Source organism: Aeromonas sp. 2692-1, assembly GCF_013085505.1.
GTDB lineage: Bacteria > Pseudomonadota > Gammaproteobacteria > Enterobacterales > Aeromonadaceae > Aeromonas > Aeromonas hydrophila.
On record NZ_CP038513.1, the window covers coordinates 2,980,735 to 3,004,887 of the forward strand.

Consider the following 24,153-nt stretch of genomic DNA (forward strand, 5'->3'; position numbering starts at 1 on the left):
CTTTTACGTTATCCACTAAAGGCGGCCCGGTTCTGACCCAGGCGCGACCTGCGGGTAGGGTAGTCCGGCTGGACGTTATGCAAGGAAGCTTGCCAAGCTGTCCATCTCATTGAGCAGCGCGCTCACCACGTCGCCTCTCTTCTTCCTTATTACTCTGGCGCCAAGAGGTCTGTTTTTCGAAGACCTCTTGGCACGCTTCTGTCTGTTTCTCTCTGCCTGTGGTGAGAGTCTTTGGTCGCCCACGCTTTGATTGGCCAAGTGCCTACCTTCAGTAAGTGATCGCCGGGTAATAGGTGAGGGGTAGAGATAAACTCTTCCCTGCGCAATGGATTGCCATTTATTTAGTGATTGGTGCTGGTTGTGCAAGATTGGATGGTTTTATATGCCAACCACGCAACTTGTTGCGCCACATGGCGGCTGTGCAAGTGAAGGTTTATTTTAATTGTTTGTTTTTTAAAGAAAAATTGGTTTGGCATGGTCACTGCTAACGGATTCGGTCGAGTGTCATTACCGTTCAACCAATCAGGAGCATACCCATGCCAACTCCATGTTATATCAGCATCGAAGGTAAAACCCAGGGCAATATCACCGCCGGTGCCTTCACTTCCGATTCCGTCGGCAACATCTTCGTGCAGGGCCACGAAGACGAGATGCTGGTGCAAGAGTTTCAACACGTCGTGACCGTACCGACTGACCCGCAATCTGGTCAGCCTGCTGGTCAACGTGTCCACAAGCCGTTCAAGTTCACCGTTGCGCTGAACAAAGCCGTGCCGCTGATGTACAACTCCCTGGCCTCTGGCGAAATGCTGCCGAAAGTGACCCTGAAGTGGTACCGCACCTCCGTCGAGGGCAAGCAGGAACACTTCTTCTCTACCGTGCTGACCGATGCCACCATCGTCGATATCGACTGCCAGATGCCGCACTGCCAGGATCCGGCGAAGTCTGACTTCACCCAACTGATCCAGGTCTCTCTGGCCTATCGCAAGATCAACTGGGAGCACACCGTTGCCGGTACTTCCGGTGCAGACGACTGGCGTGCGCCGATCGAGGCGTAACTTGCCCATCAGGGGCACTGCTTGCGGTGCCCCTTGTTTTCCTCACCCATAGCCCGTTGCTTTCAACCGAGTCAGCTAGTTTCCCCCTCATTTTTCTTATGTCCGTTTGCCTGGTGTGAGCGGGTACAAGAAAAAATCCGGGTTTACGTCTTGCCGCACGCCGTCAAGGGCGTGCGGTAGCCATGGTGTCAGAAAAACCGGGGCGATGGCGGATCTCTCACCCGGCTTGCAGTGCCCCGTCTGATGGGGCTACACGACATCTCAGAGGCGCTCAGCGATGGCAGACAGCACAGGATTACAATTTACCGTCAAGGTGGGGGCCCTGCCCGAGAGCACCTTCGTGGTGGCCGAGTTTGCGCTGGATGAAGGGCTCAACCGGCCGTTCAACCTGCACCTGGAGCTGGCGAGTGGCCAGCCAGACATCGACTTTGGCGCCGTGCTGGACCAGCCGTGCGAGCTGCTGGTGTGGTACAACGGCGAGCTGCAGCGCCGGGTATGCGGGGTGGTCAGTGACTTCGCGCAGGGTGACAGCGGCTTTCGCCGCACCCGCTATCAGCTGCTGGTGCAGCCGGCGCTGTGGCGACTCTCTTTGCGCCAGAACTCCCGCATCTTCCAGGCGCAGAAGCCTGACGAAATCCTCTCCATCCTGTTGCAAGAGCACGGCATCACCGACTATGCGTTTGCCCTGAAAAACGAGCACGCCAAGCGGGAGTACTGCGTTCAGTATCGCGAAACCGACCTCGATTTCGTGAACCGCCTCGCCGCCGAAGAGGGGATGTTCTACTTCCACGAGTTTGAAGCGGGCAAGCACCGCATCGTGTTTGCCGACGACGCAGCCGCCCTGACCGCCGGCCCCGAGCTCTTCTTCAACCTCGGCAACCGTTCCCTCGAGCAAGGCCCCTATGTCCGGCAGTTCCACTATCGGGAGGCGGTGCGCCCCTCGGATGTGGAGCTCAAGGACTACAGCTTCAAGACGCCGGCTTACGGCCTCTCCCACAAGAAGGTGGGGGCGGAGCTTGCGCATCAGCGCGATACCTACCAGCACTTCGATTTTCCGGGCCGCTACAAGCAGGATGGCAGCGGCAAGGCCTTTGCCCAACATCGGCTGGATGCGCTGCGCAATGACGCGGTGGCGGGCCTGGCTAAGTCCAACAGCGCCGCCTTGCTGCCGGGCCAGACGTTTTCACTCACTGAACACCCCAACGGCAGCCTCAACACCGACTGGCAAATCGTGCGCATCCAGCACACCGGCTTGCAGCCACAGGCGCTGGAAGAGGAGGGGGGCAGCGGCCCCACCGTCTACCACAACGAATTCGGGGTGGTAAAAGCGAGCACCACCTGGCGGGCACGCATCGGCAGCCCGGAGGCTCCTCACAAGCCGATGGTGGATGGCCCGCAAATCGCCATGGTGGTGGGCCCCGACGGTGAGGAGATTTACTGCGACGAGCATGGCCGGGTCAAGCTGCAGTTCCCGTGGGACCGCTACGGCAGCTCCAATGACCAAAGCTCCTGCTGGGTGCGGGTCTCCCAGGGCTGGGCCGGCGGCCAATACGGCATGATGGCCATCCCGCGCATCGGCCACGAGGTCATCGTGAGCTTTTTGGAAGGGGATCCGGACCAGCCCATCGTGACTGGTCGTACCTATCACGCCACCAATCGGCCGCCCTACGAGCTGCCGGCCAACAAGACCCGCACCGTGCTGCGCACCGAAACCCACCAGGGTGAGGGCTTCAACGAGCTGCGCTTTGAAGACCAGGCGGGGCAGGAAGAGATTTACATCCACGGTCAGAAAGACCTGAACGTGCTTATCGAAAATGATGCCGCCTGGCACATCAAACACGACGAGCATCGGGATATCGACAACGAGCGGGTGAGCCGTGTCAGGAAGGTGCCAGGTGAGGAGGGGGCCCCGCCCAGTCTTGGCAACGATCATCTGACCGTTGAAGGAGAGAAGCGGGACCATATCAAGGCTGACTACTCGCTGACCGTGGATACCTCCATGCATCAAAAACTCGGTCAGAGCTGGCTCACCCAGGCGGGACAGGAAGTGCACGTCAAAGCCGGTGCCAAGGTGGTGCTGGAAGCGGGTTCTGAGATTACCGTCAAGGTCGGCGGCTGCTTTATCAAGGTTGATGGCGGCGGTGTCACTTTGGTCGGCCCCACCATCAAGATGAACTCGGGTGGTAATGCAGGCTCTGGATCCGGTTGGGCTGGCAAGGTACCCAAGAGCATGGAGGGTATGCTGGACAGCCCTCACACACGCTGGATGAAATTTTATCACCTCGACTCCGAGCTGATGCCGCTGGCGGGCACCCCCTACAAGGCCGTATTGAGCGATGGTTCGGTGCGGGAGGGCACGCTGGATGGTGAGGGCATGGCGCTGCTCGAGGATGTGCCTGCTGGCACCGCCTCAGTGACCTATGACCTGCAGGACACTTTTGCGGATCTGCCCCGTGAATCCATCTCGGCCCTCACCGGCCATCTCGACAGTCTGAGCGACGAGGGCTGATATGTTCGGTAACGATCTGTTTGAACAGCTCTATGACCACCTGGATAAGGCGGTGTCTGGTGGCGCGGCCTATGTCAAACAAAGTGCAGAGGCGGTAAAAAAGGGGGTTGCTTCCAGCCTGCAGTGGATTTGGGAGGCCCTGCAGGGTGACTTCAACCCCAATCAAAGCGCAGGACAAATCGCCGCCAATGCGGTGCTGGGTCTTATTCCCGTGGTCGATCAGGTGCTGGATTGTCGCGATCTGATTGCCAATGCCCGGGATATTTCCCGTGATCCCAAGCAGCCGGATAAGTGGGTTTTTCTGAGCTTTACCCTGATAGGTCTGATCCCGTCGCTGGGTTCTGCGCTCAAGGGGGTGTTGAAAATCATCTTCCTGTTTGTCCGCAAGGCGGGTGGGGATGCCAGCAAGGCGATCAGACCCGCAATGGCGCCCGTGCTGACGTTTCTCAGTGATCCCAAGGTCAAGAAAGTGCTGGGTATCTCGCGCCTCGACAAGGTGCTGAAAGAATTTGCTGGCCAGATCCGTGGGCTGAGAGGACAGATTGCCGTCAGCGTGCTGATGGGGTATCTGAACGATGCTGTCAAGTCACTGACCAGTTTGATCGGCAAGATAAAGGGATTGGCTCCTGCTTCAGTCAGGATCTGGCTTGAGCAATCCCAGCGTCTGGTGTTGCAGATGCAGTCACAGGCCGGTCAGATGCTGCCTGTCGCCATGGGGCCCGTGCTCAAGTCCCTCGATGAGATAGCCGCTGGATTGGAGAAAGAGGCGGTCAAGCATGCCCCTGGTTACAAGGCCGTGCCCGGTGGTACCGTTATCCACCCGCTGCCGGACGATGTGGTCAAAGTGGATCTCAAGATCCTGAGCCGCTCGAAGAAAGGGATTTATGGCGAGATCATCAGCGACAACTGGATGGCAAATCACAAGTTCGAGAACCTGTTGCCAGAACATCGCCGGGTACGTAGCCTGAATGACAAACCCAGAGGGCGGGGCATCGATGGTATCTACAAGAATACCAATCCTCCGCCTCCCTACGTGGTGACCGAGACCAAGTTTCGGACGGCAGGGGGGGAGTATATCGACGGGGATGGCACCAAGAGCACCCAGTTGTTGTCGATGACCAAGGGGTCGGGCAAGCAGATGAGCGGCCAGTGGATAGACAAGCGATTGCCCGATGAGATCACGGACAAGAAAATATTAAAAGATCTTAAAAATGAAGGTTATGAGGCTTGGCTAATGATTGTCGATGAATCTGGTAAAGTGATACAGATAACCAAGCTGGATAAGTCAGCCAATGCTGTAGGTACGATTTCGATCAAGTAGGAGCAGTGAATGAGTTCGTTTATTGAGCAGCGTCGAGATCCACTATTATCTGAGCCGTTTTTTTTAGAGCAGATAGAGGATTATAAAGAGTCATCATATTTTGACCAAAGTTGGTGGGCTAAAATAAACGATCCCTTACATGAACGCTGGAGTGATCCACATCGACGTCCTACCCGCTCCATGGCCAGCGAAAGTATGTTCATGGACAACTTGGAACATGCAATTCTTCTTTATTCTGGTGGCGTATCCCACGAAGAGATCAATGCATGCCTCTCGATAGTAACAAAAGAACTGCTGCGCCATAAAAAAGAGTTTCCAGATGAACAGTTTTATTACTGGGAGCAAGATGCCTATCAATATCTGCTCTGGATGTTCGCATTAAGCATCCTCTATGGCCAGGATGAGATGTTGCCCGAGTTGGTGCGTTATATCAGTAAGAATCCGGAAGGGGACGACGACCCGCTGTGGAGCGTACTGTTGGCCCGCTTGGGTTATCCTGGCTTCCCTCGAGGCCCAGAATCCTATATTCCAGAGGTGTATCGTCCGCTATTTGATGCCATCAAGGGAGATGGTGTTAATCCCACCAAGGTTGAGCGTCAGGCAAGCATCAAGCAATATCTCAAAGGATGGTACAAGGGGTGTAAAGAGTGTTATTGGCACGACAGGCACAAGGCAAAGCATGCCATCTACTTTGGCTATTGGGCTTTTGAAGCGGCGCTGGTCACCCTGCTCTATGAGCTGGATGACAGCAGCTATCGAGACATGCGTTATTACCCCAAGGATCTGGTGGATTATGCCAGAGCCAATGGTATTGCAGAGAAATGGCAGGCATTGCGAGTAGCCCAACATCCTATTGCCATGCCGGGTTCCGTGGTGGAGCAGGATGGCAACTGGCGCTGCAACCTGACCGATGAGCAGTGGCAGCTTCGCAAAGGGCAGCGCTTACCTTCCCAAACCCATGTCAACAAGGATGACATGTTGTTCTGGGTACAGGAGTAGTCCGCAGTGTATCGATCATGCATTGCCTGCGTGATCGATACATCGCGAACCGAGCATCGTTTTGGTGCTGCCGTGGTATTGCTTGGCCCCTTTGGCACTGTATGAAAAAATCAGGAAAGAAAAGTGAAGGCGATAAAAAAACTATTTCTGCTCCTCTCAGTCATCATCTTGTCACCCCTGTTGATTCCCATGGTCTATGTCGAAAGACGAAGAAAGAAATGGCTTCTATCAATTTTACTATCCCCTCTGCCTGAAGAGATCAGAGCCGGCAGATTGAACACGCTGATGAATACCCATGCCGATGAGCTACAGGGCGGCATTGTGTCAACACTTGTTGAATTCAACTCTGATGAACATTGGGTGTGTCTCAATATTGACTGGCGAGACGTCGAGGAAGTTGAGTTGCAGGGCAACGCATTGGCGGATATTCACGGCATCAAGGAACATTTTATTTGCTCCGAACCGGGTGAGGATACATCGGTTTGGCGCATATTGGTGCTTTATGACTTATGGCTGCAAGCGCGAGGATATGAAGTCGTGCTTTGGGATATAGATGCAGATCAATATACAGGGTTTATTTGTCGAACGGATGTTCTCGATAAACTGTTAAACGAGGGGCGCAAGCTGGGTTTGGCTCTGGTCAAGCTGGATCATGTAAACGAGCAATAATATTATTGGGCGTCATGGGCATGTCCAGAACAAGGTCTGTTTAAAAGTTGATAAGCAATAGAAAGTCTATCTGGTTGTAAGCAAGCATTATGTACACAGCCACCCTTCCATCTTCATTATTTGCAGATACAAACGATGACATACCGCACATTATGTTTGGTACTGGCGAGCCACTGGCTCGCCGCCTGTTCCACTACGACACCACAGACTGAATCCGATCTCATTCAAGCCGCTCAGCAGGGCCAAGGCAAGGCGCAATATGAGCTGGCCAATCGTTTGGCGGCCAAGCCGGATTATCCCGAGGCGATGCGCTGGATGAAACAGGCGGCCGAGCAGGCGGGCCCCCTGGCGGCAGATGCTGACATGCGAGGCAAAGCTGCGCTGCAGGTGGGGAACTGGTATCAGGCTGGTCTGGGGGAGCCCAAGAGCCCCAAGCAGGCCAGTGGCTGGTGGCAGCGCTCGGCCAAGTTGGGGAATCCGGATGCCAGTTATCGGCTGGGGATGGAGTGTCGGCTGCAGCACAAGGGCAAGCTGGCCAATGAGTGTCTCGACTGGTTCGAGCAGGCGGCCAAGCGCGATCATGCGAGTGCCCAGTTGATACTTGGACAATGGTATGCAGGTCAGGCGGGATCCGATGAGGAAGTCGTCAAATGGCTGGAGAAAGCCGCTGAACAAGGCAATCGGGATGCCCAATTCCAGCTTGGAGCTCGCTATGAGCAGGGAAAAGGGGTGAGCAAGCGCCCCGATCTTGCCCTGCGCTGGTATGAGAGATCCGCCGCTCAGCAGCAGCCGGAAGCCTTGTTGGTGTTGGCACGCAAGGCACCACCTGAAGAGGCTCTCAGCCTCTATCAGCGAGCCGCCAATGCGGGGGCTGCGCCGGCCCAACTGTGGTTGGGGCAAGCCTATCTGGCCGGCAAGCAGGTTAATCAGGATCTTGCGCTTGGCCGTTATTGGCTGGAGCTGGCAGCAGGCAGTGGTTCCCACGAAGCCGAATATCAATTGAGCTTGCAGCAGAGTGATGCCGCAGGGCGAGAGTATTGGTTGACGCGTGCCGCAGAAGGGGGATTGAGCCAGGCTCAGCTGGCATTGGCGCAATGGCAGCAAGAACGGGGGGACCTTGTGACCGCTCGTCAGAATTTTGCACTGGCTGCAGCACAGGGTGACGTCGATGCCCGTTATGCCTATGGCGAGATGCTTCGGTTGGGATTGGGCGGCAAGGAAGATTATGTGCAGGCGCTCAAACAGTATCGATTGGCTGCCAGTGCCCAGCACAGAATCGCCCAATATCGCATGGGGATCATGCGTGAACAGGGGCTGGGAGCACCACGCAATAGAGTGCATGCTTATGCATGGTATTTGTTGGCGGCAACAGATGGTAATCAAGAGTCTGTCAACGCCCGTGATGAACTGGAAAAAGGTATGACGGAAAAAGAAAAAAGTGTTGGACAAAAATTGGCGCAGCATTGGTTTTTACAACAGAAAAATCAGCTGGAATTGTTGCCTAGTTAAGTAGAGGAATTGCCTTTCAATCTAGGAACTCATCATTTTCAATGATCTCATTACGATGGCAATGCATTGTTTTCTTGGTTTTTCAATGAGTTCTGGCTAGCTGATGAAAGCTACTTATCATGTCCTTTCATGTAATGGAATCCTATTGTGTGCTGTCGCGGCACAGTTTGACGCATGGATGGCATTATATTTTCGACAGTAAGTGACGTATTGAGTCGTTAATGATGGAAAATAACGTCTTTAATTGTTGAAAAGTGAAATTATTTTCTGATATTTGATGTGGGTAATATGCCGCAAATGTTTGTTTAGATTTTTAACTTCCAGTAACATGCTGTTTTTGTTGTGTTTTTTATTTTTGTTTTGCTTGTTTTATTAATGGATTATTGACGTGTTATTGCCTGTGAATATACCATCTGCCGCAAATGGCGCCTTAAGCCAATATGACCTCTAACAAAGAGTAGAGGCACTTCGGGTTGTATAAATACAAACGTGAATATTATGTTTTTGATTATTAGAGCTTTGCTCTATTCATATCGAAAGCATATCTGTTGGCCTGTGGACTTTCCTTGCGATATCCACCCATATCGTCAACTGTCATTTTTGACAGTTGTTGGTTAATCCATCGGCTATAAGCTTTTGGGTCTCTGTAGATCCATAACTTGGTATTTAGAGCATGGGAAAAAATATCGATGGCGCTACCGTTGCGCCCAAAGAACGTATCAATATCAAATATGTACCGGCGACCGGTGGGCAGCAGGGAGAAGTTGAACTTCCGTTGACCATGATGGTAGTCGGCAATATGAAGGGCCGTACCGAAGACACCCCGATCGAGGAGCGTCAGACCGTCTCCATCGACAAGAATAATTTTTCGTCCGTCATGAAAGAATCCGCACTGGAACTGAAGTTTTCCGTTCCCAATCGTCTGGAAGAGAACAGCCAGGGTGCGTTGCCGGTTTCGATCAATATCCAGTCTCTGGAAGACTTCACCCCTGACCGCGTGGCCCAGCAAATACCTGAGCTGCGCAAGCTGCTGGAGCTGCGCGAAGCGCTGGTTGCCCTGAAGGGGCCGCTGGGGAATATTCCTGCTTTCCGCAATCGTTTGCAGGATCTGCTGTCCAGTGATGAAGCTCGTGAGCAGCTGCTCAAGGAGCTGGATTTGATTAAGCCTGCCGAGTGATCGCCGGGTTGGATTGACTGAACGAGAAGGGAACAAACATGTCTTTGGTCGAAGAACAGGTTCAAGCGGGGGCGAGTGCTGCCTCCTCGTCCTTGCTGGACGAAATCATGGCGCAGGCCCGCATTACCCCGGTGGATGAGGGCTACAGCGTCGCCAAGCAGGGCGTTGCAGCCCTGATCGCCAATATTCTGGACAGCGGCACCACCAGCGATCCGGTCAACAAGGCGCTGGTGGACAGCATGATTGTCGAGCTCGACAAGAAGCTCAGCAAGCAGATGGACGTCATCCTGCACGCCAAGGAGCTGCAGGAGATGGAATCCTCCTGGCGCTCCCTGAAGCTCTTGGTGGATCGCACCGATTTTCGCGAGAACATCAAGATCCAGGTGCTGCATGCCACCAAGGAAGAGCTGCTGGAAGATTTCGAGTTCTCGCCCGAAATCACCCAGTCCGGCCTCTACAAGCATGTCTATTCCAGCGGTTATGGCCAGTTTGGCGGCCAGCCGGTGGGGGCCGTGATCGGTGATTACGCCTTCACCCACAGCGCACCCGACATCAAGCTGATGCAATACGTCAGTGCGGTGGGGGCCATGGCCCATGCGCCGTTCATCTCCTCTGTGGCGCCATCCTTCTTCGGTGTCGACAGCTTTACCGATCTGTCCTCCATCAAGGATCTGAAATCGGTATTCGAAGGGCCGGCCTACACCAAGTGGCGCGCCTTGCGTGAGTCGGAAGATGCCCGTTATCTGGGACTGACCGCACCGCGCTTCCTGGCGCGTCTGCCCTACGACCCGACCGAAAACCCCATCAAGGGCTTCAACTATCAGGAAGACATCAGCTCGGACCACGATCACTACCTGTGGGGCAACACCGCCTACCTGATGGGCACTTCCCTGACCGACAGCTTCGCCAAGTATCGCTGGTGCCCGAACATCATAGGCCCGCAGAGCGGTGGCGCCATCCACGACCTGCCGGTGCACGTCTATGAGGCCATGGGTCAGCTGCAGGCGAAGATCCCGACCGAGGTGCTGATCACCGACCGTCGCGAGTACGAACTGTCGGAAGAGGGTTTCATCACCCTGACCATGCGCAAGGACAGCGACAACGCCGCCTTCTTCTCCGCCAACTCGGTACAAAAACCCAAGGTGTTCCCGAATACCAAGGAAGGCCGGGAGGCCGAGACCAACTACAAGCTGGGTACCCAGCTGCCCTACATGTTCATCATCAATCGCCTGGCGCACTACATCAAAGTGCTGCAGCGTGAGCAGATCGGTTCCTGGAAGGAGCGTCAGGATCTGGAGCGTGAGCTGAACAGCTGGATCCGGCAGTTCGTGGCCGACCAGGAAAACCCGCCGGCAGAGGTCCGCAGCCGCCGTCCGCTACGTGCCGCCCAGATCAAGGTGCTGGATGTGGAGGGGGAGCCGGGCTGGTATCAGGTCGCCATGGCCGTGCGTCCGCACTTCAAGTACATGGGGGCGAGCTTCGAGCTCTCTCTGGTAGGTCGTCTGGACAAGGAATAAGGCCCGATGCCGCATCTCTCTTCCTGGGATAGAGGAAATGCGGCCAGCCTGTTTGATCGCATCCGGGGGGAGGGGCTTGGCTCCTCTCCCCGCTCGGAGTCTGAGGAACTGATCGCATCTGTCAAACGGCAGCTCGAGCAGGTTCTCAACACCCGCCCCGGCAATTGCCGTAGTGCACCCGATCTGGGGGTCATTGATCTCAATGACGCCACTCAGGGCAGTGCGGATATCAAGGGGCGGATCCGGGAGGCGATCCGGCAATGCATCCGTCGTTATGAACCACGGATCATCCATGTGGATGTTCGTTCACCCGACTATCAGGCGAGCCCGCTTGAGATGTCGTTTCAGGTGACGGCCCACGTGCGGCTGGAGCATATCGAGCAAGTTACCTCGTTCAACGTCCATATGGACAGTCACCGTCACTACCGCATGGTCTGATCAATGTCGCTGGAACATTACTTCAGGGATGAACTGGCATTTTTGCGCCTGCAAGGGCGCGAATTTGCCGACACCTATCCCGAGCTCACCCGCTTTCTGTCGGAGCAGAATACCGATCCGGACGTGGAGCGCCTGTTGGAGGGGTTCGCCTTCCTCACGGGCAACCTGCGCGCCAAGATTGAGGATGAGTTTCCCGAGCTGACCCACGGTCTGCTCAACATGCTCTGGCCCAACTACCTGCGTCCCGTGCCCAGCATGACCATCATGCAGTTTTCGGTCATTCCGGGCGCCATCGCCCAGCCGGCGCTGGTCAGGCAAGGCTGCCAGCTCGACAGTCTGCCTCTGGACGAGGTGACCTGTCATTTCCAGACCTGTCACGATACCTGGGTCTATCCGGCCGATATCCGTCATATCGCAGCCCAGAGCGGCAACGATCTCTCCACCATCTCGCTGGATATCGCCCTGCATGCCCCTTTGCCGCTGAGCGAACTGCAGCTGGACAAGCTGCGCTTTTTCCTCGGTGGCGACAGCTACACCGCCTATGAGCTCTACTTCTGGCTCTCCAACCAACTCTCCCATATCGAGCTGGAGATCGACGGCAAGCGCTTTCGCCAGGAGGCCAAGGCCCTCAAGTCGGTCGGCTTCGAGCGCGATGACGCACTCTTGCCCTATCCGAACAACGTCTATTCCGGTTACCGGATCTTGCAGGAGTACTTCTGCTTCCCGGAAAGCTTCCTCTTCTTCGAACTCTCCGGTGGCGAGTGGCCCAAACAGCCGCTGCCGGTGAGCGAATTCAAGGTGCACTTCTGCTTCGATCGGCCGCTGCCGGCGGAGCTCAAGATCCGTCCCGACTCCTTCATGCTCAACTGTGTGCCGGCCATCAACCTGTTCCAGCACGACAGCGAACCGGTCAACCTCAATGGCCGTCAGGCGGAGTATCCCCTCAAGGCGAGCTATCGCCATGCCGACAGCTTCGAGATCTTCTCGGTGGATCAGGTGGAGGGCTGGGTCGAGGGAAACCTCGGCCGCTCCCGCGGCACGCCGCGCATCTATCAGCCGTTCGAGAGCTTCCAGCACCAAATTGAGCGGGCCAAACAGCGGCTGGCGCTCTACTATCGGGTGCGGGTCAAGGAGGCAGTGAGCGGGGATGGTTTCGAGCACAGCCTCTCGTTCGTGCGCGGGGATGAAACCACCACGGTCGAACTGGACGAATCCATCTCGGTGACGCTCACCTGCACCAACCGCTCCCGCGCTGCCCGCCTCAAGGTGGGCAGCGTCTGCGTACCGACCGGCAGCTCGCCCTCGTTTGCCACCTTCCGCAACCTGATCCGGCCGACCCGGCCGCTGCGCCCGGCGCTGGACGGCAGTCTGCACTGGACGCTGATATCCAACCTGTCGCTCAACTATGTCTCCCTGCTGCGTCGCGATGCCCTGGTGCAGGTGCTGCGCACCTACGATTTTCCGGCGCTGCACGACAAGCAGGCCGAGCAGGCCTCGCGCAAGCGGCTGGCGGGGATCGAGGAGATCGAGACCAAGCCGGTGGATCGGCTGGTGCGCGGCATGCCGGTGCGGGGGCTCAAGTCGGTGCTCTCCATCCGCCAGTCCGCCTTTGGCAGCGAAGGGGAGCTCTATCTGTTCAGTACCGTGCTGGCCCACTTCTTCTCGCTCTATGCCAGCGTCAACGCCTTCCACCTGCTTGAGGTGGTCAATCTCGACAACAAGGAGCGCTACCAATGGCCAGTCCAGATCGGTCAGCACTCCCTGATGTGAGCGCCGCCCGGGAGGCGCCCCGCTTCAACTTCTTCCAGCTGGTCGAGCTGCTCAACCGGCTCGATGGCGCCGATCAGGAGCGGGGGCTCGACTACCTGCCGGGTGACGAGAACATCCGCTTCAAGGCGACCGCCTCTCTGGGGTTCCCCACCAGCGACGTGTTGCAGATTGGCCGGGACGGGCAGGGGCGCCACGAACTGGAGGTGGCCTTCCTCGGCCTGCACGGCAGCCAGTCGCCGATGCCCGGTTATTACCTCGATTCGCTGGCGTGGGAGTACGCCCAGGGGGAGCAGAAGCTCGGTCTGTTTCTGGACTTCTTCCACCACCGTCTGCTGACCCTGCTGCACCGGATCTGGCGCAAGTATCGCTATCACGTGCGGTTTCAGGACAACGGTGAGGATGGCTTCTCCCGCCTGATGTTTGCCCTGGTGGGGCTTGGCAACGAGGCGGTCTGCCAGAGCCTGCCGGTCAACCGGGCCAAGATGCTCTCCTATGCGGGCATGCTGGCCAGTCCCAGCCGCTCCCCCGAGGTGGTGGCCGGTCTGGTGGCTCACTGCTTCGATCTGGCCGATGTGCAGGTGAGCGCCTGGCAGTGGCGCAAGGTGCCTATTCATCAGGATCAGCAAAACCGCCTCGGTGGCGCCTGCGCCACCTTGGGGAGTGATTTTGTCATCGGTGACAAGGTGAACGACTGTGCCGGCAAGTTCTTGTTGAAGATCAACAACCTGAGCTTTGGTCAGTTTCTCGGCTTTCTGCCGAACGGGGAGCACTTTCACGCCCTGGTGACCTTTGTCTCCTTCATCCTGCGTGATCAGCTGGCTTGGGATCTGCGCCTGGGGTTCGGCCAGGAGCAGGCGAGGGGACTGAGGCTGGGGGAAGAGCAGAGTGCCCGCCTGGGGTGGAGTACCTTTCTCGGCCAGCCGCCGAGTGATCCGTTCGTGACCATCTGCGTGCAGGAATAAGTGCAGACATCAGCAGCGCAGAAAATTTAACTACAGGAATCAGTGCAGGAGTAACTGTGGACGATTTTAACCAGCAACTTTCCCTGGTGGTGCTCAACAGCGAACAGCTCGATGGCAGCCAGCAGGTGCAGTACCGCTTCGACGAAATGGGGGGGACCCTGGGGGCCTCCGAACAGGATGACTGGCAACTGCGCGACAGGCTGGGGGCCGTCATGCCCGCCCACGCCCGCATCGAGCTCAACGACGGTCGCTTCTGCCTGTGCGATCTGAGCGGCCAGACCTATATCAACGGTGCCACCTCGCCCATCGGGCGGGCCCGCAAGGTGCATCTGGAGCAGGGGGACGAGCTCGTGGTCGGTCCGTTCCGGCTGCGCGCCTATCTGGGGGCCATCACCCCCGAGCAGAGCCTGCAACAGGTGCTGGGCAATCGCCCCACCGAGCAGCTCGACGAGTGGCTGACTAGCGATGAGCCGGTCGTGCCGGCTGACGATCCGCGCACCCTGGCCGCCGATCCCTTGCTGGCATTGCAGCAGGAGCGCAGGGCGCCCAATCCGTTGATGGATGGCCCGCTGGCGGATGGTCGCCTGCAGGCCTCACTGCGTTCACAACCGGATGTGGACGTCCCCCCTCTTGCCCCTTTTTCTGCTGTCGAGAACACCATGAACCAAGAATTTCTGGATATGCCCGCCATCGAGAACCACCCCGATTATCAGCTGTCGCTGGACGGCGTCGACTACGTGGCCCTGACCCCGCTGATGCGCGGCCTGGGTCAACCCTTGCAACTGCAGGACACCCAGCAGGCCCACGACATGCTCGAAGAGATGGGCAAGACGGTGCGGGCTATGGTGGAGGGGTTGCTACAGCTGCAAAACGAACAGGCCGCGCTGGCGGACAAGCACCTGCGCCCCATCGAGGACAACCCGCTGCGTCTGGGCCTTGATTATGACGAGACCCTGGCGGTGCTGTTTGCCGAGCAGAAGAGCCCGGTGCACCTGAGCGCACCGGCGGCGGTGGCCGAGAGCCTGCACAATGTGCGGATCCACCACGTGGCGAACCAGCAGGCCATCGGCGCAGCCCTCGACAGCATCCTGCAGGCGTTTTCGCCGCAGGCACTGCTGGGTCGCTTCGAGCAATACCGCCGCAGCGGTGCGCCGGGCACGGCCGATGAAGGCTGGGCCTGGGACATGTATCAGCACTACTACCGCGAGCTCACCTCTGCCCGTCAGCAGGGGTTCGACAAGCTGTTCCACCAGGTGTATGCCCAGGCCTATGACCAGGCCGTGCGTCAGCAACAGGGACTGATTTGATGATACGTGCGCTGATGCTGGGCGCCACGCTGCTGGCCCTGGCAGGTTGTACCACCATGGGCAAGATGGCCGACGTGGCCATGAACCCGGATATCCAGGTGGGCAGCAATGACAGTCAACCGACGACCCTGGGGCTGAGCCTGCTGGCGGAGCCTGACGTCAACCCCAACGAGAGCGGGGAGGCGGCGCCCATCGAGTTTCAGGTGGTGCTGCTGGCGGAAGATTCCAAACTGCTCGCCACCGACTACGACCAGGTGACCGCGGACGTGGAGAAGGCCCTTGGCAAGAACTACCTGGACCACCAGGACTACACCCTGCTGCCGGGCCAGTTCAAATACCTGCCCCCCATCAAGCTCGACGAGAAGACCCGCTACATCGGGGTGATCGCACGCTACGCCGACCCCGACAGCGCCGAGTGGCGCAAGGTCATCAAGATCAAGAGCAAGGGAACGGCTTATCAAATCCTGGTGCACCTGCGCCTGGATGAAGTGGAACTGCAAAAAGAAGAAGAATAACCATGTCGAGTCGAAATCGGGTTATCTGGCGTGAGGGGCTGTTCATCAAGCCCCAGCACTTCCAGCAACAACAAAGACATTCGGATTACGCGCTGCACGCTCGCCTGAGCGCGCTGTCCGACTATTTCTATGGCTTGCAGTCGCTCGCCATCAACGAGGACTACCTGGGCTTTGGCCGCATCGCCCTGGTGGGGGCCACCGGTATCCTGCCGGACGGGACCGTGTTCAACATCCCCAATGACGACGTGCTGCCGACCCCGCTGGAAGTCACCGACGCCTCGGTGGCCAACCAGAAGGTCTATCTGGCGCTGCCGCTCTCGGTGAGCGGCGTCAACGAGGTCAATCAGGGCGGTCAGGTGGCTACCCGGTTGCAGGCCCATCGCCACGACGTGCGCGATCTGCACAGCGAAGGGGGGGACGTGGTCTCCCTCGAAGTGGGGCGGGTCAGCCTGCGGCTGATGCTGGAGCGTGAGGATCGCAGCGCCTACGCCTCTCTGGCGATTGCCCGCATTCTGGACAAGCGCCCAGACGGCGGTCTGGTGCTGGATCCCAACTTCATGCCCTGCAGCATCAGCGTCTCCGCCATCCCGACTCTCAAGCGTTTCCTCGGCGAGTCGGCCGGTCTTGTGGCCGAGCGGGCCCGCAGCCTCTCCCAGCGCATCGCCGCGCCGGGCCAGCAGGGGGTGGCCGACGTGGCCGAGTTCATGATGCTGCAGCTGCTCAACCGGGCCCAGCCCCAGCTCTCCCATCTGGCGCGCCTTGGCACTCTGCACCCCGAGCGGTTGCACGAATCGTTGGTGCAGCTGTGCGGCGAGCTGATGACCTTTACCGACGAGTCTCGCCTGCCGCCCGAGTTCCCCGCCTATCGCCACGACGATCAGCAGGTGAGCTTCGAGCCGGTGATGCTGGCCCTGCGCCAGGCGCTCAGCACCGTGCTGTCGCCGCGCGCCGTCTCCATCCAGCTGCGCAAGCACCAGTACGGCATCATGGTGGCCATGGTCAATGAGAGCGAGCTGATGACCAGCGCCGACTTCGTGCTGGCGGTGCGTGCCCGCATGCCGCAGGAGCAGCTGCGCAAACAGCTGCTGCAGCAGACCAAGGTGGCCTCCAGCGACAAGATCCGCGAGCTCATCAGCCTGCAGCTGCCCGGCATTCCGCTGCTGCCGCTGCCGGTGGCGCCGCGCCAGCTGCCCTACCACGCCGGTTACAGCTACTTCCAGCTCGACCGGCAGAGCCCGGCCTGGCAGATGCTGGCGGTGGGCAACACCCTCGCCTTCCACATCGCCGGCGACTTCCCCGAGCTCGACATGCAGCTCTGGGCCATTCGCAGCCAGTGATCGCACCAAGGAATAAGCAGAGATGACCACGGACATTATCAAGAACGAGCAACTCAGCGACCTGCTGTTCGATCATGCCGAGCAGCTGGACATGGATTCGGACTACTGGTTCCGCCTGCGCGGCCAGAGCATCAACCCGATGATCGATGCGGTGACCCCCTTGCTGGGGCTGGTGCAGCGGGTGCGCCTGCTGTCGCGTTACGACCGGGTGCCCGAGCTCTACCAGCGGGTGGTGACCGAGATCCAGGCCATCGAACAGGAGCTGATGGCCCAGGGCTACGAGAACGGGGTGGTGCTGTCGTTTCGCTACATCCTCTGCACCTTCATCGACGAGGCCGTGATGGGCCGCGACTGGGGCAGTCAGAGCGAATGGTCCGAGCACTCCCTGCTGACCCGCTTTCACAACGAGACCTGGGGCGGCGAGAAGGTGTTCGTGCTGCTGGCCCGCCTGCAGGAAGACCCGGTGCGTTATCGCGACATTCTGGAGTTCATCTACCTCTGTCTGTGCCTCGGTTTCGAGGGGCGTTACAAGGTGATGAGCAAGGGACAAGGGGAGTTCGAGCGCATCGTGCGCCAGCTGCACAAGCAGTTGGCCCCCGAGGCCGGCGGCGAGGCGCCCAGCGTGTTTCACCTCGATCTGGGGCAGCAGGCTTCCCGCTATCAGCTGCGCAAGCAGGTATCCCTGCGCAGCCTGTTCATGGGGGGCGCGCTGATCCTGGCGCTCATCTTTGGCCTCTATCACCACCAACTCAATAACCAGACCCAGGACGTGCTGCGTCAACTGGGCGAATTATTAAAATAAATACCTAAGGAGAGCACGCCTTGATTCGTATAGAGCTACCGGTACTGGTGGAAAGACTCAACCCCATCTGCCGTCACATGCTGGAGGAGGCTGCAGCCCTCTGCGTCAATCACCAGGGAGCCGAGATCCGCATCGAGCATTTGCTGCTCAAGATGCTGGAGACCCCACTGAGCGACGTGCGCCAGATCCTGAAGGTGGCCGAGGTGGAGGTGGAAGAGCTCAAGACCCTGCTGCAACCGTCCGCTGCCGACAGCAGCTATGGCCAGGATTACCCCTCCTTCTCGCCCATGCTGGTGGAGTGGCTGCAAGACAGTTGGCTGCTCGCCTCCGCCGAGCTGCAACTGCCCAGCTGCGCAGCGGCGTCATGCTGCTGGTGCTGCTGATGACCCCGCAGCGCTACCTGCCGGGTTCGGTGACCCGCCTGCTTGCCAAGGTCAATCGCGAGCTGCTGCGCCAGCAGTTCGACGAGTGGGTCAAGGAGTCTGCCGAGACGCAAGTGACCACCGCCCCCGGCGGCAAGACGGCCCAGACCGCCCTGCCGGCCGATGCCAGCCTGCTGGCCCGCTTTACCGTCAACGTGACCGAACAGGCCCGCCAGGGCAGCCTGGATCCCGTGCTCTGCCGGGATCACGAAATCGACCTGATGATCGACATCCTCTCCCGTCGTCGCAAGAACAACCCCATCGTGGTGGGTGAGGCCGGGGTCGGCAAGAGCGCCCTCATCGAGGGGCTGGCCCTGCGCATGGTGGCGGGTCAGGTATCGGAGAAGCTGCGCGGGGTCGAGCTGATGACCCTGGATCTCGGCGCCATGCAGGCCGGCGCCTCGGTCAAGGGAGAGTTCGAGAAGCGCTTCAAGGGGGTGATGCAGGAGGTCAAGGACGCCGTGCAACCTGTCATCCTGTTTATCGACGAGGCGCACACCCTGATAGGGGCCGGCAACCAGGCCGGCGGGCTGGATGTTTCCAATCTGATCAAGCCGGCGCTGGCCCGGGGCGAGCTGCGTACCATCGCCGCCACCACCTGGGGCGAGTACAAGAAATACGTGGAAAAAGACGCGGCCCTGTCGCGCCGCTTCCAGCTGGTGAAAGTGGGTGAGCCCGATGCCGACGAGGCCACCGTGATCCTGCGCGGCCTGCGCAGCATCTACGAGAAGGCCCACGGGGTGCTGATCGACGAGGAGGCGCTGCAGGCGGCCGCCCAGCTCTCCGCCCGCTACATCTCCGGCCGTCAGCTGCCGGACAAGGCTATTGACGTGCTCGATACCGCCTGTGCCCGGGTGGCCATCAACCTCACCACCCCGCCGCGCGCGGTCAGCCACCTGCAAAACGCACTGCGTCAGCGTGAGCTGGAGATCCGCCAGCTGGAGCGCCAGAGCCTGATAGGTCTTGGTGACAACGCAGAGCGCCTGGCCGAGTTGCAGGCGGCCCAGCAAGCTTGCCGTGAAGAACTGACCGAGCAGGAGGCCCGGTGGCAGCAGCAGCAGGGGCTGGTACACCAGATTGTCGAGCTGCGCGCGGCGCTGCTGGCCGATCAGCAGGATGAGATGCTGGCCAGAGAGGCGCTGGATCTGGCCGATGTGCCGCTCGATCCGCAAGCCGCTGCCGAGCAGCTGGCTACCCTCGAGCGCGAGCTGGCCGAGCTGCAGCAAGGAGAAGTGCTGGTCTCCGCTCACGTCGACAAGACCCAGATCGCCGCCGTCATCGCCGAGTGGACCGGGGTGCCCCTCAATCGCATCTCGCAAGGGGAGCTGGACGTGGTGACCCGCTTGCCGGAGCACCTCGGCGAACTTATCAAGGGGCAGGATGTGGCGGTGGCCCACCTGCACAAGCACCTGCTGACCGCGCGCGCCGACCTGCGTCGTCCCGGCCGCCCGCTCGGCGCCTTCCTGCTGGTGGGGCCGAGCGGGGTCGGCAAGACCGAAACCGTGCTGCAGATTGCCGAGCTGATGTTCGGTGGTCGCCAGTATCTGACCACCATCAACATGTCCGAGTATCAGGAGAAGCACACCGTCTCGCGCCTGATCGGCTCGCCGCCCGGCTACGTCGGTTTCGGTGAGGGGGGCGTGCTGACCGAGGCCATTCGGCAGAAGCCCTATTCCGTGGTGCTGCTGGACGAGGTGGAGAAGGCCCACCCGGACGTGCTCAACCTCTTCTATCAGGCGTTCGACAAGGGCGAGCTGGCGGATGGGGAAGGGCGCATCATCGACTGCAAGAACGTGGTCTTCTTCCTCACCTCCAACCTCGGGTTCCAGACCATCGTCGATCATGCCGAGCAACCGGACGTGCTGCTGGATGCCCTCTATCCGGAGCTGGCCGCCTTCTTCAAGCCGGCGCTGCTGGCGCGCATGGAGGTGATCCCCTATCTGCCGCTGGGTCACGATACCCTGGTGCAGATCGTCGGAGGCAAGCTCAACCGGCTGGTCAAGCTGCTCAAGGAGCGCTTCGGCGCCGAAGTGGTGCTGGACGACGAGGTGGCCGAAGAGATCCTGCTGCGGGCCAATCGCAGCGAGAACGGTGCCCGCATGCTCGAATCCGTCATCGACGGAGCCCTGCTGCCGCCGGTCTCCCTGCAACTGCTGCAGCGCCTCTCGGCCGGTGAACCCATCAAGCGCGTCCACTTTTCCGTGGCCGATCACCAGTTCGTGGCCGAGGTGGGGGCTTGAGTATGGAGCAAGCCCTCGCATTTGCCCTGGCCCTCACCGCCCAGCGCGATGAGCCGCACCTGTGCCACTGGTGGAGCTCGACCGTCCATGCCAGTTTCCAGCCCAGGGGGCTGCTGCTCGGCATGCTGGATGTGAGCGGCCGCCAGCTGGAGTGCCAAGGCTGGGTCAGGGGGAAGGAAGTGGCGCTGGGGCTGGCGGTGGACGATTTTTCCCACCCCCTTGCCTATGTGCTGCACAAGGCCCAGTCCCGCACCTGGGACTCCCTCCATGGCGGTGCCCGTATCGAGCACGTCGGTTTTCGCGCACTGCTGGCCAACCTTGGCCAGCAGTGCGGGCTGCATGCCTATCCGCTGCTGGACGGTAACGGCAAGCCGTTTGCCGTGCTGGCCCTGATGGATGAAGGGGAGGTGCTGCGGGCCTGGGCCGATGGCCCCGAGCTGGCCCAGCTCTCCCAGGTCTTTTGCAACCAGCTCACCCTCATTCGCGATCTCGGTCGCAGCCGGCGGGATCAGGGGGTACTGCGCGACTCCCTGCGTCAGATGAAGGGGGAGGGGGAGCGGCTGCGTCAGCACGAGAAGCTGCTTGGCGATCAGCTGGTCGGTCAATCGGCGGTGATCCGCGGGCTGCGCGAGCAGATCAATCAGGCCGGCCAGCACAAGCTGACCGTGCTGATCCAGGGGGAGACCGGCAGCGGCAAGGAGGTGGTGGCAAGGCTGGTGCACCAGTGCTCCGATCGCGCCAACAAGCCCTTTGTCGCCATCAACTGCGCGGCCATTCCGGAGAACCTCATCGAGAGCGAGCTGTTCGGTTACCAGAAGGGTGCCTTCTCCGGCGCCCTTGCCAACAAGACCGGGCTGGTGGCTCAGGCCAACGGTGGCACCCTGTTTCTGGACGAGGTGGGGGACATGCCCGCCGCCATGCAGGCCAAGCTGCTGCGAGTGCTGGAAACCCGCAGTTACCGGCCACTCGGGGCCGAGCAGGAGTATCACTCCGATTTTCGCCTCATCGCCGCTACCCATCAGCCGCTCACCCGCCATGTGGAGGAGGGGCAGTTTCGGGCCGACCTCTATCACCGCCTCTGTCAGTGCCTGCTGCTGATCGCCCCCTTGCGCGAGCACATGGATGACGTGCCGCTGCTCTGCCAGCACTTCATGGCCCAGTTTGCCGCCCAGGATGGCAAGACCCTGGTGGGGCTGCAGCGCAAGTTCTTGAAACAGCTGCAGACCTATGACTTCCCCGGCAATGTGCGCGAGCTGCGCAACCTGCTGGAGGTGGCCTGTGCCCATACCCGTCACGGGGAGGAGGTGGGGCTGGAGGCGCTGCCGCCGGAGCTGCGCGAACGGGTCTGCGTCGAGCTGCCCGGCACCATGGACGACTACAACCACATCCGCGATCTGCGCCGGGCCATGCAGCAGTATGAGGCTTCCGTCATCGAGGCGCGGCTGCGCCACTTCCAGGGCAATCGGATGCTGGTGGCCGAGAGCCTCAACATTCCCAAGCGCACCCTGGATCACAAGTGCCAGAAACTGGAGGTGAACTGATGAGCATCCTCGGCTTGTTACCGCTGCTGCTGGCCACCAGTGCGGCCGAGGTCCCGCTGGACATGGCGCGCTGGCAGGCCTGCCGGCAGGAACCCTCGCCGCTGGTACGGCTCGCTTGCTATGACGCCATCGGCAATGGCGCAGCCAGTGCCGCCGAAGGGGCAGCCCCCAAGTCGGCGGCCTGGCAGGCCATCTGGGCCCAGGAGCAGGCCCGCACGCCAGCGAGCGCGCCCTTTCTGCTGCAAAGTGACGCCGGCAGTGGCAGTGAAACCCTGACCCGCCCGGCCCTGCGCGGGGCGACCCTGGCCATCGGCTGCGTCGACAGCATCACCCACATCCGGCTGCGGCTGGACAGCCCCTGGAGCGGCGAGAAAGTGCAGGTCGAGCTGGATGGTCAGCCGAGTGCCGGCTCCCAGAGCTGGTTTATCCGGGATCAGGGTCTGTTGCTGGAATATGGCCGTGGCCTGCCCGCCATCGAGGAGCTCAAGCGCTGGCAGGGTCATCGTGAGCTGCAGGTGCGGGCCGACAACGGCGCCCTCTTGCGGGTCGACTTGAGCGGCCTGAAAGAGGCGCTGGCACCGCTGCGTCAGCAGTGCCGTTGGTAGGAGGGGCGATGAGCTATCAACACCCCTGGTGTGCACGCCTGCTCACCAGCCTGCCGGATGATCAGATAAGAGGCGCCGTGCTGGCCGACGAGCCGCGCTGGGACTACGTGGAGACCGAGCTGGTCAAGCTGGGCTCCCTCGCTCATAGCCAGGTCGATCTCAATGCGGTGGCCGAGGCCTGCCTCGGCTTGCTGGAGAGCCGTACCAAGGACATGCGGGTACTGGCCCAGCTGCTGCGCTGCCTGCAGCACCCGGCCAAGGCGACCCCGCTGGGGGCGGCGATCAGTCTGCTGGAGGCCTGGATCCAGGCTTATTGGCTGCTGGCCTGGCCCGGCAATGCCAGCCAGAAACAGCGGCTGATGGTGCAGATCGTCAAGCGCTTCGAAGGGGCCCTGCCGCGTATTTGCGAGAGCGCTTCGGCAACCGAGCTGGCCCAGTTGTTGGCCCAGGCCGAGCAGCTGGAGCGGGTCTGGCTGGCGCAGTGTCCCGACAAGGGGGAGCTGCTCGACCCGCTGGTGATGGGACTGAAGCGGGCCCAGCGCCAGCAGGTGGCACAGGCCGAGGCCAATGCGGCAGGGCAGCCCCAGAGCAGCGGCGCGGCGGCAGCGGGCTCCCCGGTATCGGTGGCGTCGACCGCCAGCGGTGTCGGCGCCATGGTGCTCAGCGGCGGTGGCGGCAGTGCCGGCGTCGACGTCGACAGTTCCAACGATCGCGCCTGGCGCCAGACCCAGCTCAAGGTGGCTGAGCTCCTGATCGAGCGCCAGCCGGAGGCGGCGGTGGGCTATCGGCTGCGCCGTCACGCCGTCTGGGCCGGGATCACGGCGGTCCCCATGAGCGGGGCGGGCAATAAAACCCCGCTTGCGCCCATGTCGGCGGACATGGTGGACGAGTACCGCGCCGCCATGAACGCCCCTGATCAGGGGCTCTGGCAGCGCATTGAGCAGAGCCTGACCCTGGCGCCCTACTGGTTCGAGGGACACAGGCTCTCGGCCGAGGTGGCCCAGAAGCTCGGCTTTGGGGCTGTGGCCCAGGCGATCGCCGAGGAGCTCGGGACTTTTCTGCAGCGCCTGCCGGCCCTGCGGGAGCTCGCTTTTAGCGACGGCTCGCCGTTTCTCTCCCCCGAGTGCAGCCGCTGGTTGCAGCCAGCCAAGCTGGGTGGTGGGGGCGACGGGGAGTCCAGTCTGGCCGAAGAGGTGGCCTTGCGTCATGGGGAGCAGGGGGTGGCTGCGGCCCTCACCCTGCTGGATGAAAGGATGACGCAGTTGAAAGAGCCAAGAGCCCGCTTCCATGCCCAGTTGGTGCAGGCGGAGCTGTTGGCGCAGGAAGGCATGGAGGCGCTTGCGCGCCAGCACTATCAACACTTGTGGCAAGAGGCGAGTCGCCTGGGGTTGTCGCACTGGGAGCCCAGGCTGGTCAGTCGCCTGGAGAGCCTGGCGGCGCCGTTGTCGAAATGAATGC

General features: G+C 60.2%; 18 protein-coding genes and 1 pseudogene. All 19 read left to right on the plus strand.

The annotated features are described in order from the left end of the window. Positions 1 to 536 precede the first annotated feature (536 nt). The 19 genes and pseudogenes from hcp1 (at position 537) to tssA (ending at position 24,149) form a co-directional block, all read left to right on the plus strand. Positions 537 to 1,055, plus strand: coding sequence for a type VI secretion system effector Hcp1 (gene hcp1, locus E5E97_RS14205; protein WP_011705044.1), 519 nt, complete (start codon positions 537 to 539; stop codon positions 1,053 to 1,055). Between the two features lie 277 nt (positions 1,056 to 1,332). Continuing rightward, the gene (gene vgrG / locus E5E97_RS14210) at positions 1,333 to 3,564 is read left to right on the plus strand and encodes a type VI secretion system effector VgrG (protein ID WP_171280457.1); all 2,232 of its coding nucleotides are present in this window, start codon (positions 1,333 to 1,335) and stop codon (positions 3,562 to 3,564) included. A 1-nt stretch (position 3,565) separates the two neighbouring features. Beyond that, the gene (locus E5E97_RS14215) at positions 3,566 to 4,885 is read left to right on the plus strand and encodes a type VI secretion system polymorphic nuclease effector (RefSeq protein WP_118881415.1); all 1,320 of its coding nucleotides are present in this window, start codon (positions 3,566 to 3,568) and stop codon (positions 4,883 to 4,885) included. A 9-nt stretch (positions 4,886 to 4,894) separates the two neighbouring features. Next, entirely contained in the window at positions 4,895 to 5,884 is a 990-nt protein-coding gene (locus E5E97_RS14220; protein WP_118881414.1) for a type VI secretion system immunity protein, read from the plus strand. Between the two features lie 123 nt (positions 5,885 to 6,007). Continuing rightward, entirely contained in the window at positions 6,008 to 6,553 is a 546-nt protein-coding gene (locus E5E97_RS14225) for a hypothetical protein (protein WP_118881413.1), read from the plus strand. A gap of 135 nt (positions 6,554 to 6,688) precedes the next feature. After that, a complete protein-coding gene (locus tag E5E97_RS14230) occupies positions 6,689 to 8,062 on the plus strand; it encodes a tetratricopeptide repeat protein (RefSeq protein WP_162901963.1) in 1,374 nt (457 codons plus the stop codon). Positions 8,063 to 8,735: 673 nt separating this feature from the next. Continuing rightward, a complete protein-coding gene (tssB, locus tag E5E97_RS14235) occupies positions 8,736 to 9,239 on the plus strand; it encodes a type VI secretion system contractile sheath small subunit (RefSeq protein WP_118881411.1) in 504 nt (167 codons plus the stop codon). A 38-nt stretch (positions 9,240 to 9,277) separates the two neighbouring features. Further along, complete coding sequence (gene tssC / locus E5E97_RS14240) at positions 9,278 to 10,756, plus strand: type VI secretion system contractile sheath large subunit (protein ID WP_043163044.1); 1,479 nt, start codon at positions 9,278 to 9,280, stop codon at positions 10,754 to 10,756. Positions 10,757 to 10,762: 6 nt separating this feature from the next. Next, positions 10,763 to 11,194, plus strand: a complete 432-nt coding sequence (gene tssE, locus E5E97_RS14245) for a type VI secretion system baseplate subunit TssE (protein WP_076362878.1) — start codon at positions 10,763 to 10,765, stop codon at positions 11,192 to 11,194. 3 nt (positions 11,195 to 11,197) lie between these two features. Continuing rightward, complete coding sequence (gene tssF / locus E5E97_RS14250) at positions 11,198 to 12,964, plus strand: type VI secretion system baseplate subunit TssF (RefSeq protein ID WP_118881410.1); 1,767 nt, start codon at positions 11,198 to 11,200, stop codon at positions 12,962 to 12,964. Beyond that, positions 12,928 to 13,926 carry a type VI secretion system baseplate subunit TssG gene (gene tssG / locus E5E97_RS14255; protein ID WP_029301185.1) on the plus strand — a complete coding sequence of 333 codons (999 nt, stop codon included), beginning with the start codon at positions 12,928 to 12,930 and terminating at the stop codon, positions 13,924 to 13,926. Before tssF ends, tssG begins: the two co-directional genes overlap by 37 nt. A gap of 56 nt (positions 13,927 to 13,982) precedes the next feature. Further along, positions 13,983 to 15,233 (plus strand): type VI secretion system-associated FHA domain protein TagH, encoded by a 1,251-nt coding sequence (tagH, locus tag E5E97_RS14260; RefSeq protein WP_171280458.1) that lies wholly within the window; start codon positions 13,983 to 13,985, stop codon positions 15,231 to 15,233. Then, positions 15,233 to 15,748, plus strand: a complete 516-nt coding sequence (tssJ, locus tag E5E97_RS14265) for a type VI secretion system lipoprotein TssJ (protein ID WP_017411065.1) — start codon at positions 15,233 to 15,235, stop codon at positions 15,746 to 15,748. The genes tagH and tssJ overlap by 1 nt, the downstream gene beginning before the upstream one ends. Before the next feature lie 2 nt (positions 15,749 to 15,750). Continuing rightward, positions 15,751 to 17,085 carry a type VI secretion system baseplate subunit TssK gene (gene tssK / locus E5E97_RS14270; RefSeq protein ID WP_017411064.1) on the plus strand — a complete coding sequence of 445 codons (1,335 nt, stop codon included), beginning with the start codon at positions 15,751 to 15,753 and terminating at the stop codon, positions 17,083 to 17,085. 22 nt (positions 17,086 to 17,107) lie between these two features. After that, positions 17,108 to 17,887, plus strand: a complete 780-nt coding sequence (icmH, locus tag E5E97_RS14275; protein WP_010634228.1) for a type IVB secretion system protein IcmH/DotU — start codon at positions 17,108 to 17,110, stop codon at positions 17,885 to 17,887. A gap of 20 nt (positions 17,888 to 17,907) precedes the next feature. Continuing rightward, positions 17,908 to 20,549, plus strand: a pseudogene (gene tssH, locus E5E97_RS14280) (type VI secretion system ATPase TssH). A gap of 2 nt (positions 20,550 to 20,551) precedes the next feature. After that, on the plus strand, positions 20,552 to 22,090 hold the full coding sequence (gene vasH / locus E5E97_RS14285) for a sigma-54-dependent transcriptional regulator VasH (RefSeq protein ID WP_171280459.1): 1,539 nt from the start codon (positions 20,552 to 20,554) through the stop codon (positions 22,088 to 22,090). Beyond that, on the plus strand, positions 22,090 to 22,695 hold the full coding sequence (gene vasI / locus E5E97_RS14290; protein WP_118881406.1) for a type VI secretion system-associated protein VasI: 606 nt from the start codon (positions 22,090 to 22,092) through the stop codon (positions 22,693 to 22,695). The genes vasH and vasI overlap by 1 nt, the downstream gene beginning before the upstream one ends. Positions 22,696 to 22,703: 8 nt before the next feature. Beyond that, positions 22,704 to 24,149, plus strand: a complete 1,446-nt coding sequence (tssA, locus tag E5E97_RS14295) for a type VI secretion system protein TssA (protein WP_118881405.1) — start codon at positions 22,704 to 22,706, stop codon at positions 24,147 to 24,149. The last annotated feature ends 4 nt before the right edge of the window (positions 24,150 to 24,153 follow it).